Here is a 13,952-nt window from a genome sequence, read left to right on the forward strand (position 1 = left end):
GTCGCATGTCGAGAGATCGTGCGCCGCAGCGGTTGCGCCAGACCATCGATGCCATCAAGGAGCTGATCCTCGAGCAGGGCCTGAAACCCGGCGACGCGCTGCCCACCGAGGCCCACTTGGCCGACCTCATCGACGTCTCCCGCGCGAACCTCCGCGAGGCGATCCGCACGCTGGCAACGCTCGACATCATCGAGGTACACCACGGGACGGGTATGTTCGTCGGCCCTATGTCGCTGCGACCGCTGGTGGAGGGACTCACGTTCAAGGGCGTCGTCCTTCCCGGAAAGGACTTCGAGACGCTCAGGCAGGTGGTCGAGGTGCGCCAGGCGCTCGATCTCGCCATCGCGCCCAGCGTCGTCGCTCACCTGCGGGGCACCGACCCCGCGGAGTTCGCGGAGCTCGACTCACTCTGCTCGGCCATGGCCGAGCACAGCGACCGTGGCGAGACCTTCGGCGTCGAGGATCGCTGCTTCCATCTGACGATCGCGAACATGGTCGGCAATGAGCTCTACGGCCAGCTCGTCGCCGCCTTCTGGGACGTGTACACGCTCGTCGCGCCCCGGTTGGGTGTCGCGACGCCGCGGGACCTGGCCGACACCGTCCGCGCGCACCGCGAGATGCTCAACGCCGCGGTCGAAGGCGACCTCGACAGCTACCGGGCTGCGGTCGAGGCGCACTACGCGCCACTCCTCCGCGTGCTGGACGCGACCCCGGTTCCGAGCCGGGTGCACTGACGCGTGGCGTACTAACGACGACGGGGCGGCCGGGATAATCCCGGCCGCCCCGTCTACAGCGTTCAGTTGTCGCGCGTGGCGACCTCGGTGCTCGGCGCGTCCGTCTCCTTGCCCGTCAGCTTCCGCATGAAGTACAGCAGCGCGAAGAGACCGCCCACGGCGAGGGGCCCGAAGACCGTGAGCAGGAGCAGGTGCATGGTGGACATCGGCTCCGCGGCGGGCCAACCGGGGAGTGTTTCAAGTAGCAGCATGCTCATGCGCGGCACTCTACCCGAACCCGCACCCGTTTCGCCGTCCTTTTCGAGGCACCGGACGGGCACCGTTCTGCGGTAGATTCGCCCCCGACCACAACCGCTGGTTGAGCCGGACGGCGACGTGACGCACTCCGGTGAAACCGATGAACCGACACCGGTTCAGAAGGGCAGGCGATGGACCGCACCATCCTCTCCGCCGTCGACATGTCGTGGGCGCTGACCCGCATGACGCACGAGCTGCTGGAGCGTAATCGGGGCGCCGACGGCGTCGTCCTGCTTGGCATCCTGACCCGCGGCGCGCCGCTCGCCGCGCGGCTGGCTTCCATCGCGGAGGCGCAGGGGCACCCCCTCCCCCACGGGCAGCTCGACATCACGATGTACCGCGACGACCTGCGCACCAACCCGACGCGCCCCGTCGGCCACACCATCATCCCCGGGCCGATCGACGGCAAGGTCGTCGTCCTCGTCGACGACGTGCTGTACTCCGGCCGCACCGTTCAGGCGGCGCTCGCCGCGCTGGCCGACCTCGGCCGCCCGAGCGCGGTGCAGCTGGTCACGCTGATCGACCGCGGGCATCGCGAGCTGCCCATCCAGGCGGACATCGTCGGAAAGCACCTCCCCACCGCCCGCGCCGAACGCGTCCGCGTACGCCTCACGGAGTCTGACGGCGAGGACCTCGTCACGCTGTCGCGGCCCGCTGCCGACCCGAGCGAGCGGAGCGCCTCGTGAAGCACCTCCTCAGCATCGCCGACCTCACGCGTGCGGAGGCCGAGCAGTTGCTCGCCACCGCGGAGGAGATGCACGACGTGCAGTCGCGGCCGATAAAGAAGCTGCCCGCGCTGCGTGGCCGCACCGTCGTCAATCTGTTCTTCGAGGACTCGACGCGCACCCGGTCGTCGTTCGAGCTGGCCGCGAAGTGGCTGTCGGCGGACGCCATCAACGTGTCGGCCAAGGGATCCAGCGTCAGCAAGGGCGAGTCCATGAAGGACACGCTGATGACGCTGGACGCCATGAGCGTCGACGCGATCGTGATGCGGCACGCAGGATCCGGCTCGGTGGCGCAGGCCGCGGGCTGGGTGCGGGCGTCGATGATCAACGCCGGCGACGGCATGCACGAGCATCCCACGCAAGCGCTGCTCGACGCGCACGCCATCCGCCGCCACCTCCGCGCACATGACCTGGGCGACCTGGAGGGCAAGCGCGTCGCCATCACGGGCGACCTGTTGCACTCGCGGGTCGTCCGCTCGAACGTGCTGCTGCTCGGCTTGCTTGGCGTGTCCGTCGTGCTGGTCGCGCCGCCGACGCTGATGCCGCCCGGCGTCGAGACCTGGGGGGTCGACCTCTCGGACGACTTCGACGCTGTGCTGCCCGACGCGGACGTCGCGATGATGCTGCGCGTACAGCGTGAGCGGATGAGCGGTGGGTTCTTCCCTTCGGAGCGCGAGTACATCGACGCGTACGGGCTCACGCCCCGGCGCCTTGCGCTCCTGAAGCCGGGCGCGTGCGTCGCCCACCCAGGACCGATGAATCGCGGGCTCGAGATCTCCTCTGCCGCAGCCGACTCCTCCCGCTCGATCATCCTCGACCAGGTCAGCGCCGGGGTCGCCGTGCGGATGAGCGTCCTCTACCACCTACTCGCCGGCGACGGCACGGCCAACTGAGAGGATCCAGATATGAGCACGCTTCTCCGCGGAGTCACCCTGCCGGATGGCACGCGCACCGACCTCGCCATCGTCGACGGTGCGATCGCGACCGAGGCGCCGAGCGCCGACGTCGTCGACTGCGAAGGTCTCGTCGCACTGCCAGGCCTCGTGGACGTCCACGTGCACCTGCGCGAGCCCGGGCGCGAGGACACCGAGACGGTCCGCACCGGGTCCGAGGCCGCCGCGCGGGGCGGGTTCACCGCGGTGTGCGCCATGGCCAACACCACGCCCGTCACCGACACGGCGGAGAAGGCCGAACACATCCTCGAGCTGGGGCGCGAGGCCGGGCTGGTCGACGTCGTCGTCATCGGGGCGATCACCAAGGGCCTGCGCGGCGAGGAGTTGGCCGAGCTGGGGCTGATGAACCGCTCGCGCGCCGGCGTGACGATGTTCTCCGACGACGGCGTATGCGTCATGAATCCGCAGCTGATGCGGCGCGCGCTGGAATGGGTCAAGCCCTTCGGCGGCGTCATCGCGCAGCACTCCCAGGACGCGTATCTCGCCGGTCCGGGTGCCTGCTGCCACGAGGGCGAGCTGTCCGGCCGCCTCGGTCTGGGGGGATGGCCCGCCGTCGCGGAGTCGACGATCATCGCGCGCGACGTACAGCTGGCCGAGGCCACCGGGTCGCGCCTGCACGTATGCCACATCTCGACCGCGGAGGGCGTCGAGGTCGTCCGCTGGGCCAAGAAGCGCGACATCAACGTGACCGCCGAAGTCACGCCGCATCACCTGCTGCTGGGGACCGAGAACCTGACGAGCTACGACACCGTCTACAAGGTGAACCCCCCACTGCGCACCTCCGAGCACATCGAGGCCGTGCGCGAGGCGCTCGCCGACGGCACGATCGACGTCGTCGCCACCGACCACGCACCGCACGCGACCCAGGACAAGGACCACGCGTTCGTCGATGCCCGCCCCGGAATGCTGGGACTCGAGCAGGCGTTGGCCGTGGTGATCGAGACGATGGTGAAGCCGGGTCGACTGGACTGGGCCGGCGTCGCCCAGCGGATGAGCCACTCCCCCGCGCGCGTCGCCTCGCTGACCGGACAGGGGCGGCCTCTCGCCGTCGGGGAACCCGCGAACCTCGTGCTGATCGACCCGTCGCGCACACACACCGTCGACCGGGAGGCCTCGTCGTCGTTGAGCCGCAACAATCCGTACCACGGACTCACCCTCCCCGACCCCGTCGTGGCCACCTACCTCCGCGGCAGGGAGACCTATCGCGCTGGTTGAGGCGCAGCCGAGCCGACTCGCTGGGTGAAGCTCGCGCGAGTCGTGTCGAAGTGAAACCAATAGACTCCCGACAACACCGAACTACAGGAGACGATATGACTGAGCTGGCGAACGTCGGCGTGATCGGCATGGCCGTGATGGGCTCGAACCTGGCGCGCAACCTGGCGAGCCGCGGGCACCGCGTGGCCATCTACAACCGCACGACGTCGAAGACCGACGCCGTGATGGCCGAGCACGGCACCGAGGGCGACTTCCGCCCCGCCGTCGACCTGCCCCAGTTCGTCGCCTCGCTGGAGCAGCCCCGTCGGATCATCATCATGGTCCAGGCCGGTGCCGGCACCGACGCCACCATCGACGCGCTTGTGCCGCTGCTGGACGAGGGCGACATCGTCGTCGACGGTGGCAACGCCTTCTTCGAGGACACGCGTCGCCGCGAGAAGGCGCTGCGCGAGCACAACCTGCACTTCGTCGGCGCGGGTATCAGCGGTGGCGAGGTCGGCGCGCTTGAGGGGCCGTCGATCATGCCCGGCGGCTCGCCCGCCTCGTACGAGGCCCTCGGCCCGATCCTGGAGTCCATCGCCGCTCAGGTCGACGGCGAGCCGTGCTGCACCTACATCGGCACCGACGGCGCAGGGCACTTCGTGAAGATGGTGCACAACGGCATCGAGTACGCCGACATGCAGTTCATCGGCGAGGCCTATGAGCTTCTGAAGGGCCTTGGCCTCAGCCACGCCGAGATGGCCGACGTCTTCGCCACCTGGAACACCGGCGATCTCGACTCCTACCTGATCGAGATCACCGCCGAGGTGCTGCGCAAGGTCGACGCGACCACGGGCAAGGCGCTCGTCGAGGTGATCGTCGACGCTGCAGGCATGAAGGGCACCGGCACGTGGACGGTGCAGTCGGCGCTGAATTTGGGCACGCCGGTCAACACGATCGCCGAGTCCGTCTTCGCCCGCGCCGTCTCCTCGTCTCCCGCGCTGCGCGCCGCGGCACAGAAGGCGCTGAGCGGGCCTGACGGCACGATCGCCGTCGCCGACCGCGACGTCTTCGTTGAGCAGATCCGGCAGGCGCTGTGGGCATCGAAGGTCGTCGCGTACGCGCAAGGTCTCGACGAGATTCGCATGGCCGCCGAGGAGTACGGCTGGGACATCAACGTCGGCGAGGTCGCGAAGATCTGGCGCGGCGGCTGCATCATCCGCGCGAAGCTGCTGGAGCGCATCCGCTCCGAGTACGCCGCCGGGCAGCTGGTCACGCTGCTGGAGGCGCCGTCGGTCGCGGCCGATCTCGCCGACGCGCAGGACGCGTGGCGCGAGGTCGTCGCCGTCGCCGTCAAGGCCGGCGTCCCCGTCCCTGGCTTCGCCGCCGCCCTGGCCCACTACGACCAGGCCCGCGCCCCGCGTCTGAACGCGGCCCTCACCCAGGGCCTGCGCGATTACTTCGGCGCCCACACCTACAAGCGGATCGACCGCGAGGGCGCCTTCCACGTCAACTGGTCGACCGACGGCGCCGAGATCAGCGCAACCGACGGCCACTGACCCGGCCGGGAGCCGTACCGTCGGCTCTCCTCGCCCGCATACTCGGCAACCCGACTCGATCCGCCGCTAACTGGCCTTTTTGGGAGGATCTCCTCCCAAAAAGGCGAAGTAGCGGTGGATCCGTTCGGGTTGCCGAGTAGCACCCACTTCAGACGACTTTCTCCGTCGCACCGCGCCCGTACAGTTCCTGCCTGGCAGACTTCCTCGCATGACCGACTCCCTCGCGCACAAACCCGCAGACGATGGTTTCGTGCTGACGACGGAGCGGCTGGGGCTTCGCCGGATGGTCGACGCTGACCTGCCGGATCTGGCCGCGATCCTGCAGGACTCCGAAACGATGGTGGCCTACGAGGGTCCTTTCAGCGACGAGGAAGTGCAACGCTGGTTGGAGCGGATGCAGGAGCGCGACCGCACCGACGGGTTCAGCATGTGGGCCGTGCAGTTGGACGGCGCCGGCCCGATGATCGGGCAGTGCGGCGTGACGTGGCAGTTGGTCGGCGACGAGCGCGTCCTCGAGGTCGGCTACCTGTTCAACCGCGCGCATTGGCGCCGCGGCTACGCCATCGAAGCCGCGCGGGCCTGCCGCGACTGGGCCTTCCGCGAACTCGGCGCCGAGCGCATCCACTCGATCATCCGCGACACGAACATCGCGTCGATGAACGTGGCCATCCGCAACGGGATGACGGTGCGTCGACGCTTCATGAAGCACTACCGCGGCGTCGACATGCCCCACCTCGACTTCGCCATCGACCGCCACACCTGGCAGACCCTGAGTGAGCCACGAGAGAACGCTGGAGAACCGGCGAGCTGACGGCTGGGGATTAGGCCGCTGGCTTCGTCCACCAGATGGTGTGGCGGAAGCCGAGGTGACGGCGCACGACCGCTCCAGGCAAGACCTTCTGCACGATCTCCTCGAGCTCGGCCAACGACAGCGTGGGGTCCTTCACAGGGAACGGGTCCGACGACTCCGTCACGCGGCTCGGCCATGGGTGCTTGACCATCCCGATCAGCGGGTTCGTCGCCATCGACACCATGTCCCACGCGTGATCGACGACGCTCGCGGGGACAGCCAGTCCGACGGCGAGGAAGCGCCCGCCCGGGGAAAGCAGGCGCCTCACATCGCGCAGCGCCTCTTCGGTCGGCAGGTGGTGCAGCACGGCGATCATCGTCACCGCATCGAACTGGCCGTCGACCTCGTTCCACGGCCGGTCGGTGATGGAGACGTTTGGCAACCCCGTACAGCGGCTCGCTGCGTGCGCGCGCATCTCGGCGTCGATGTCAGCCCCGACGACCCGCCCGACATGCGGCGCGAGAGCTGCGAGGAGCTCGCCCCGTCCGCAGCCGACATCCAGCACCGACCGGCACGGCTCCGGCAGGTTCGCGACGATCCAGCTGTGAAAATGATCGTTGTGACTCCACGGATGCCGAGCGTTCAGCCTCCGCATGCGTTCGAGGAATGCCGCGCCCACCGCGTCGCTGATCCGTTGTCCTGCCATGACTCCATCCTCGCATCGACGCAACCCGAGATTAGGGTGACGACGTGACTCTCGAATCGATCTCCGATGCCTACGGCTCGCGGGTTGTCGAGTACATCGATGCCGTCGGGCGCATCGAACACGTGGCTGAGGCAGACCTGGCACTCGTGACGCAGTGGGCCACCGCGCTGGAGGGTCACGTGTTGGACGTCGGCTGCGGGCCTGGCCAGTGGACGCACCATCTCATGGAGCTGGGCGTGTCCGTCGAGGGCGTCGACCCCGTGCCCGCGTTCATCGAGCACGCACGGGCGACGTATCCCGGTGTGCGCTATCGGGCGGGCAGGTCGGAGAGCCTCGGCGTCGACGACGGGACACTCGGCGGAGTGCTCGCGTGGTACTCGCTCATCCACACCGATCCCGCGCGCATAGACGAACCGCTCGCGGAGTTCGCCCGCTGCCTGCGCCCGGACGGCGGTCTCGCTGTCGGCTTTTTCGCGGGCTCGGAGCTTGGCTCGTTCGCCCACGCGATCACGACCGCCTACCACTGGCCGATCGACCTGCTCGCATCGAAGGTCGAAGCCGCAGGCTTCACCGTGAGACACACGGAGTCCCGCACCGACCGCCCGAACCGAACGCACGGCGCGATCCTCGCCGTCCGCTGACCGAGCCCGCCCCGGGCGACCGTGGGCAGCGTTGGACAATTGGCTCATGACGACGCTGCATCTGATGGTGGGGCTTCCTGGCAGCGGAAAGACCACCACGGCGCGGAGGCTTGAGGCCGAGCACTCTGCACTGAGGCTCACCGTCGATGAGTGGCACATTCGACTGTTCGGGTCCGACGTCGACGACGACAGCGATCACGCAGCCTGGCTACTGCATGACCAGCGTCACGCAGCAGTCGAGGCCCTCCTTCAGGAGACCGCTACGAGGGTGCTCGCCCTGGGGGTGGACGTGATTCTGGACTTCGGATTCTGGGCCAGGAGCGAGCGCGACGAACTTCGCGCCCTCGCCCAGGACCTCGGCGTCGGCTTCCAGATCCACTACTCGGGCGCCTCGGACGAGCTCATGCTGAGCCGCATCAGAGCCAGGAACGCCCACTCACCCGCCGGCGCGTTCCCTGTGCCTGAGGCCAAGCTCAAGGAGTGGACTGGTCAGTTCGAGCCGCCGTCGGCCGACGAACTCCTGACCGAAAACCCCTGTGCCACGCACAAGGAAGGAAACTGAAGCGCCAACGCGGCTGCTTCCGTCGGGTTCACAGGCAGATCCGAGTTACTGCGGCTGCCTGTGTCGGTAGAGCGACGGAAGCAGCCGCAGTAGTCCGTAACAAGCCCTGAGTCCGACGGACGCAGCCGCATTGCTCCACCGGGCTCGCCTTGTCAGTGGCGGCTGGCAGACTTCTTCCATGACCGACCCGCTGGCGCGCTTCTCCCCTCCCACGAGGGAGTGGTTCGCCGGTGTGTTCCCCGCGCCGACGGCCGTGCAGGCCAAGGCGTGGCAGGCGATCGCCGCCGGCGAGCACGCGCTCGTCGTCGCGCCGACCGGGTCGGGCAAGACGCTGGCGGCTTTCCTCTGGGCGATCGATTCCTTGACCTCATCGCTCCTTGAGGAGACGACGCGCCGGCGCAACGAGAGCCCGGGCGAGGCCGGGCACGGCGTCGTCTCACAGGGTCCGCAACCTCGGGCGAGCACGAGGGTCGTCTACGTCTCACCGTTGAAAGCGCTCGGGGTCGACGTCGAGCGGAACCTACGCGCGCCGCTGACCGGGATCAGGCTCGCGGCCGAACGGCTCGGTGTCCCGCTCGCCGATGTGACGGTAGGCGTGCGGTCGGGCGACACGACGTCGAGGGAGCGCGCGGCGCTGCTGCGGCGGCCGCCGGACATCCTGATCACCACTCCCGAATCGCTGTACCTCATGCTGACCAGCTCCGCACGGCAGACGCTGACCGGTGTCGAGACCGTGATCGTCGACGAGATCCACGCCGTCGCGGGCACCAAGCGCGGCAGCCACCTCGCACTCAGCCTGGAACGCCTTGACGCTCTGGTCGGGCACGACGTGCAACGCGTGGCGCTGTCGGCGACGGTGCGGCCCATCGAGCGCGTCGCCGCCTTCCTCGGGGGCGACCGGCCCGTGACCGTGGTCGCACCGCCCGCTGAGAAGCGCTGGGACGTCACCGTCCGGCTCCCCGTAGAGGACATCGCAGACCCCGGGCCTGCGCCGACACCACCCGGCCCCGCACGAGCCTCCGCCTCGACGATGGAAACAGGCGGCGCACCCGCAATCGGTCTCGACGGACAGGTCGCCATCGATCCCCTGCTTGCAGGCTCCAACACTGACACGCTGACCGCGGACGCGCCGACGGGCTCGATCTGGCCGCACGTCGAGCAGCAGGTCTACGAGACGGTGAAGAGGGGACGCTCGACGCTCGTCTTCACTAACGGCAGGCGCACAGCAGAGCGGCTGACCGCCCGGCTGAACGAGCTGTGGGCCGAGGAGAACGACCCCGCGACCCTCCCGCCGATCCCCGCACGGCCGCCTTCGCAGATCATCGCCCAGTCGGGCACAGGGCGGGGAGCGCCCCTGGTGATTGCGCGGGCGCACCACGGGTCGGTCAGCAAGGAGCAGCGCGCCCAGGTCGAGGCCGCGCTGAAGTCCGGCGAGCTGCGCTGTGTCGTAGCCACGAGTTCGCTGGAACTCGGCATCGACATGGGCGCAGTCGACCGTGTCATCCAGGTGTCGGCGCCGCCGTCGGTGGCGAGCGCGTTGCAGCGGATCGGGCGCGCAGGGCACGTCGTCGGCGCCGTGTCCGCGGGCGACGTCTATCCGCTCCACCGCGGCGACCTCGCGGCCGCCGTCGTCACCACCGAACGGATGCTCGCTGGGCAGATCGAGGAGCTGCGGGTCCCGCGCGCTCCGCTGGACGTTCTGGCCCAGCAGACGGTGGCCGCCGCGGCGGGGGCGGGAGACGCGGGCCTCGACATCGACGAGTGGTACGCGACGGTGCGGCGCTCCCAGCCGTACGCCTCTCTCGACCGCTCGCTCCTGGACGCGACGATCGAACTGCTGACCGGCGCCTACCCCTCAGCGGACTTCGGGAACCTTCGCGCACGCCTCGTCCTCGGCGACGACCACCGTCTGTACGCGCGCCCGGGGGCACTGCGGCTGGCCGCGACGTCAGGCGGCACCATCCCCGACCGCGGCCTCTTCGGCGTCTTCCTCGTCGGCGACGAACAGGGGGCGCGGCGCGTAGGGGAACTGGATGAGGAGATGGTCTACGAGTCGCGCGTCGGCGACGTCTTCACGCTCGGCGCGTCGTCGTGGCGGATCGAGGAGATCACCCGCGACCAGGTGCGCGTCTCCCCCGCCCCCGGCAACACCGGGCGGCTGCCGTTCTGGAAGGGCGAGGACGAGGGACGCCCCGCGGAGCTCGGCCGTCAGATCGGGCGCCTCCAGCGCGAGGCGGCCCGCAAGCCCGAGCGGCTCGACGGCGCATACCTCGACGACAACACGCGCGCCAACCTCGCCCGCTACCTCGCCGAGCAGCGCACCGCAACCGGCGTCGTGCCCGACGAGGCCACCGTCGTCCTCGAGCGGTTCCGCGATGAGCTGGGCGACTGGCGGGTCGTCGTACACTCCCCTCTCGGTCGGCGGGTGCTTGCCGCGTGGGCGCTCGTGATCGGCGAGGCGCTGTCCCGCGAGGCCGGCCTCGACATCCAGCCCATGGCCGCGGACGACGGCATCGTCTTCCGCCTGCCGGACTCCGACGCCATCGAGCGCCTGCCCGAGTTCCTCCTCCCCGAGCCCGACGAGGTGGCTCAGATCGTCACCGAGCAGGTGGGCGGCACCGCGCTGTTCGCCGGCCGGTTCCGCGAGTGCGCCTCACGCGCCCTGCTGCTGCCGCGGCCGAACCCCGGTAAGCGAGCGCCCCTGTGGCAGCAGCGCCAGCGCTCGGCTCAGCTACTGGAGGTCGCCCGGCACCACCCACGGTTCCCCATCGTGCTGGAGACGGTGCGCGAGGTGACGCAGGACGTCTACGACGTTCCCGCGCTCGTCGAGCTGGCGCGCGCGCTGCGCTCCGGCGGCGTGCGGCTCGTGGAGGTGGTCACCGAACAGCCCAGCCCGTTCGCCGCCACCCTCCTCTTCCGGTACCCCGGCGCCTTCCTCTACGACGGCGACACGCCGCTCGCCGAGCGCCGCGCCGCGCTGCTCTCGCTCGACCCCGAGCTGCTGGCCGCCGCTCTCGGCTCGCTCGATCTCCGCGAGCTGCTCGATCCGGACGTCGTAGAGGAAGTCGCCGCCGAGCTGCAACACACGGCGCCGGACCGCCGTGCTCGCACCATCGACGCCCTCTCCGACCTTCCCCGCATCCTCGGTCCGATCCCACTCAGTTCCTTGTCAGAGCGCATTGAAGGGCTCGACCCGGACGAAGCGATCCCCGCGCTGGGCGCGCGAATCGCCGTCGTGCAGCTGGCCGGCGAGCCGCACCTCGTCGCTGCCGCGGACCTCGGTCTCCTCCGCGACGCGCTCGGCATCCCGCTCCCTCTCGGCCGCTCGGCGCCCGCGAGCGCGGAGGGCCGCGACCCCCTCACCCAGCTGGTGGCGCGGTTCGCCCGCACTCATGGGCCGTTCACGGCCGCCGAGGTGGCCGCCGCCTTCGGGCTAGGCGTGGCTACGGTCGGCCTGGTCTTGGAAAGGGAGACTGCGGCGCGAAGGCTGATGACCGGGCGCTTCACCCCCGGCAACGCCGACGCCGATTTCGTCGACCCGGAGGTGCTGCGGCGGCTCCGCTCGCGGTCCCTTGCCCGCGCCCGCGCCCAGCTGCAGCCGGTCTCGGCGACGGGGTATGCGCGGTTCCTGGCCTCGACGCAGCAGCTCGACGACCGGCCGGAGTCCAGCCCTGATGAGGTGCTCCTCGCGCTGCAGGGCCTCGCCGGCGCCGCGCTGCCCGCCTCGGCCTGGGAGACGCACGTGTTGCCCGCCCGTCTGCGGCACTACTCCCCTGCCCACCTCGATGCCCTGCTCGCGGAGGGCGAGGCGATGATCCGCGTGCGGGGCTCCGCGGGTCCCAACGATCCCTTGGTGGCGATCGTGCCGGCCGACGACCTCGACCTGGTCGCCCCACCTGCCGCACCGCCCAGCGAACAGTCTCTCGCGGTCGCCACCGCCTTGGCCGAGGGCGACGGCACCTTCGCCGGATGGGCCGCCACGCGCAACGTTCCCAGTCTTGACGGCGCGGAGCGCACCGCCGCCGTCGACGAGTGGTGGCGGACCGCGGAAGAGGGCGCCATCGCGCCCGCGTCCATGGCCCCCGTGCGTGCCCGCGTCGGGGGCGCCACCCGCGGTGCGCACAAGGCCTCACGCCCGTCACCGCGGCGGCGCGCCCGCCTGCCGCGGCTCGGTCGGGCGCTGACCGTCCCGGGCGCGCCGCCGTCGGCGATCGGCCGCTGGTACCGCGTCCGGGATCCGCAGCCCTCGCCAGCCGACGCCGCTCTCGCGCTGGCCTCCTCCTGGCTCGCGCGCTTCGGCGTGATCACCCGCGGCGGCGTCACGACCGACGGCATCCCTGGCGGCTTCGCCGCGGCCTATCGTCTGCTCGCACAGCTCGAGTCGGCGGGCAAGCTGATCCGGGGGTACCTCGTCGAGGGGTTGGGAGGTGCGCAGTTCAGCACCCAGGAGACGGTAGGTCAGTTGCGCGGCTTCGCCGACTCCCCGGACCAGGGCGACTGGCCGTCCGGCACGAGGCACCCCGCCCCGCTGGTCCTCGCCGCGCTCGATCCCGCCAACCCGTACGGCAGCGTGCTCCCCTGGCCCGACCACGCGACGGCACGGCCGTCGCGCTCCGCGGGTGCCATCGTCGTCCTCGCCGACGGCGTGTGCCTCGCGCACCTCACCCGCGGCGGCCGGGTGCTCACCCTCTTCGGCGCCGAACACCGCGAGGAGCGCGCGGGCCTCGTGGTCCGGGCGCTGCAGGATGCCGTCGCCGAGGGCCGAATGTCGCGGTTGCGCATCGAGGAGATCGACGGCGCACGTCCCGGCGCCAGCGGGCTCGAGCCCGCACTGTTGGATGCCGGGGCACGGCTTACCCCAAAGGGCATCTCGATCGAGGCCCACCGTGCCTGAGGGCGACTCCGTCTGGCGGTTGTCCGAGCGGCTGCAGCCGCTGGTCGGCCGCACGGTCGAGCGCTCCAGCTTCCGGGTGCCGCAGCTCGCGACGGCCAGTCTCGACGGCGCCACCATCGCCCGGGTCTGGCCGCACGGCAAGCACCTGTTCTGGCGCCTCGACGACGACGCGGGCACCCGCATCCTGCACACGCACCTGCGGATGGAGGGCAACTGGCGGATTCACGCCGTCGGCACCCGCTGGTCCAGCCCGGCGCACACGGCACGGCTCGTCGTGCAGGTATCCGGAGGGATCGAACTCGTGGGCCACAGCCTCGGATTGGTCGAGTTGTGGCCCGCCGACCAGTTCGATCGACACATGGGCTACCTCGGCCCCGACCTTCTCGCCGACGACTGGGCAGCACCCGGCCGGTGGCATCCAACCGGCCGCGACGAGGCGCTCCGCCGGATCCTCGCGGATCCCGGTCGCAGCATCGGCGAGGCGCTGCTCGACCAACGCAACCTCGCGGGGATCGGCAACGAGTACCGCGCCGAGGTCTGCTTCCTCCGCGGCATCCACCCCGCGCTCCCGGTGCGCGACGTGGATGTCCCCGCCGTCGTCGACTTCGCAGTCAAGCTGATGCGCGGCAACCTGAAGAGCCCGGTGCGCACCTTCACCGGTGATCACCGCAAGGGCGAGACCACCTTCGTCTTCGGCCGGAAGGGCCGCCCCTGCCTGCGCTGCGGCACGGCGATCCTCTCCGACACCCTGGGCGGAGCCTCCAGCGCCGCCGGCCCGCAGGCCGGCCAGGAGCGCCTCATCTGGTGGTGCCCAAGGTGCCAGGTCGGAGCGCACCTCCGGAGGGGATAGGGTTTTCCCCAACGGTTAGGAGGCACTGATCATCCAGTGCGCCGCAG

General features: G+C 70.3%; 12 protein-coding genes. 10 read left to right on the top strand and 2 right to left on the bottom strand.

Annotation, left to right across the window (positions count from 1 at the left end; translation table 11 throughout):
* Positions 1-5 precede the first annotated feature (5 nt).
* Positions 6-734 carry a FadR/GntR family transcriptional regulator gene (locus tag IPJ61_RS07445; RefSeq protein ID WP_297104872.1) on the top strand — a complete coding sequence of 243 codons (729 nt, stop codon included), beginning with the start codon at positions 6-8 and terminating at the stop codon, positions 732-734.
* Positions 735-796: 62 nt separating this feature from the next.
* Here IPJ61_RS07445 and IPJ61_RS07450 read toward each other — a convergent pair whose 3' ends face one another.
* Positions 797-991 (bottom strand): hypothetical protein, encoded by a 195-nt coding sequence (locus IPJ61_RS07450; protein WP_297104874.1) that lies wholly within the window; start codon positions 989-991, stop codon positions 797-799.
* 171 nt (positions 992-1,162) lie between these two features.
* Between IPJ61_RS07450 and pyrR the strand changes: the two genes are divergently transcribed.
* From pyrR to IPJ61_RS07475, 5 genes are all read left to right on the top strand, one after another.
* Entirely contained in the window at positions 1,163-1,717 is a 555-nt protein-coding gene (gene pyrR / locus IPJ61_RS07455) for a bifunctional pyr operon transcriptional regulator/uracil phosphoribosyltransferase PyrR (protein ID WP_297104877.1), read from the top strand.
* Positions 1,714-2,649 (top strand): aspartate carbamoyltransferase catalytic subunit, encoded by a 936-nt coding sequence (locus tag IPJ61_RS07460; protein WP_297104880.1) that lies wholly within the window; start codon positions 1,714-1,716, stop codon positions 2,647-2,649. Before pyrR ends, IPJ61_RS07460 begins: the two co-directional genes overlap by 4 nt.
* Positions 2,650-2,661: 12 nt before the next feature.
* On the top strand, positions 2,662-3,924 hold the full coding sequence (locus IPJ61_RS07465) for a dihydroorotase (protein WP_297104883.1): 1,263 nt from the start codon (positions 2,662-2,664) through the stop codon (positions 3,922-3,924).
* 95 nt (positions 3,925-4,019) lie between these two features.
* The gene (gene gndA, locus IPJ61_RS07470) at positions 4,020-5,462 is read left to right on the top strand and encodes an NADP-dependent phosphogluconate dehydrogenase (RefSeq protein WP_297104886.1); all 1,443 of its coding nucleotides are present in this window, start codon (positions 4,020-4,022) and stop codon (positions 5,460-5,462) included.
* 208 nt (positions 5,463-5,670) lie between these two features.
* Positions 5,671-6,273 (top strand): GNAT family N-acetyltransferase, encoded by a 603-nt coding sequence (locus IPJ61_RS07475; protein ID WP_297104889.1) that lies wholly within the window; start codon positions 5,671-5,673, stop codon positions 6,271-6,273.
* Positions 6,274-6,283: 10 nt separating this feature from the next.
* Here the strand turns inward: IPJ61_RS07475 and IPJ61_RS07480 are convergent, their stop codons facing one another.
* A complete protein-coding gene (locus IPJ61_RS07480) occupies positions 6,284-6,958 on the bottom strand; it encodes a class I SAM-dependent methyltransferase (RefSeq protein WP_297104891.1) in 675 nt (224 codons plus the stop codon).
* 44 nt (positions 6,959-7,002) lie between these two features.
* Between IPJ61_RS07480 and IPJ61_RS07485 the strand changes: the two genes are divergently transcribed.
* The 4 genes from IPJ61_RS07485 (at position 7,003) to IPJ61_RS07500 (ending at position 13,905) form a co-directional block, all read left to right on the top strand.
* Positions 7,003-7,599 (top strand): class I SAM-dependent methyltransferase, encoded by a 597-nt coding sequence (locus IPJ61_RS07485; RefSeq protein ID WP_297104894.1) that lies wholly within the window; start codon positions 7,003-7,005, stop codon positions 7,597-7,599.
* A gap of 46 nt (positions 7,600-7,645) precedes the next feature.
* Entirely contained in the window at positions 7,646-8,161 is a 516-nt protein-coding gene (locus IPJ61_RS07490; RefSeq protein WP_297104896.1) for an AAA family ATPase, read from the top strand.
* Positions 8,162-8,339: 178 nt separating this feature from the next.
* Entirely contained in the window at positions 8,340-13,055 is a 4,716-nt protein-coding gene (locus tag IPJ61_RS07495; protein ID WP_297104901.1) for a DEAD/DEAH box helicase, read from the top strand.
* Positions 13,048-13,905, top strand: coding sequence for a DNA-formamidopyrimidine glycosylase family protein (locus tag IPJ61_RS07500; protein ID WP_297104904.1), 858 nt, complete (start codon positions 13,048-13,050; stop codon positions 13,903-13,905). The genes IPJ61_RS07495 and IPJ61_RS07500 overlap by 8 nt, the downstream gene beginning before the upstream one ends.
* The last annotated feature ends 47 nt before the right edge of the window (positions 13,906-13,952 follow it).

Source organism: Tessaracoccus sp. (assembly GCF_016714275.1).
In the GTDB taxonomy this organism is placed as follows: Bacteria; Actinomycetota; Actinomycetes; order Propionibacteriales; family Propionibacteriaceae; genus Arachnia.

What these genes read in the sequence shown, in the direction of transcription:
- IPJ61_RS07445 (WP_297104872.1), top strand. Translation starts at nt 6, where the DNA reads ATGTCGAGAGATCGTGCGCCGCAGCGGTTGCGCCAGACCATCGATGCC.
- IPJ61_RS07450 (WP_297104874.1), bottom strand. Translation starts at nt 991, where the DNA reads ATGAGCATGCTGCTACTTGAAACACTCCCCGGTTGGCCCGCCGCGGAG.
- pyrR (WP_297104877.1), top strand. Translation starts at nt 1,163, where the DNA reads ATGGACCGCACCATCCTCTCCGCCGTCGACATGTCGTGGGCGCTGACC.
- IPJ61_RS07465 (WP_297104883.1), top strand. Translation starts at nt 2,662, where the DNA reads ATGAGCACGCTTCTCCGCGGAGTCACCCTGCCGGATGGCACGCGCACC.
- gndA (WP_297104886.1), top strand. Translation starts at nt 4,020, where the DNA reads ATGACTGAGCTGGCGAACGTCGGCGTGATCGGCATGGCCGTGATGGGC.
- IPJ61_RS07475 (WP_297104889.1), top strand. Translation starts at nt 5,671, where the DNA reads ATGACCGACTCCCTCGCGCACAAACCCGCAGACGATGGTTTCGTGCTG.
- IPJ61_RS07480 (WP_297104891.1), bottom strand. Translation starts at nt 6,958, where the DNA reads ATGGCAGGACAACGGATCAGCGACGCGGTGGGCGCGGCATTCCTCGAA.
- IPJ61_RS07490 (WP_297104896.1), top strand. Translation starts at nt 7,646, where the DNA reads ATGACGACGCTGCATCTGATGGTGGGGCTTCCTGGCAGCGGAAAGACC.
- IPJ61_RS07495 (WP_297104901.1), top strand. Translation starts at nt 8,340, where the DNA reads ATGACCGACCCGCTGGCGCGCTTCTCCCCTCCCACGAGGGAGTGGTTC.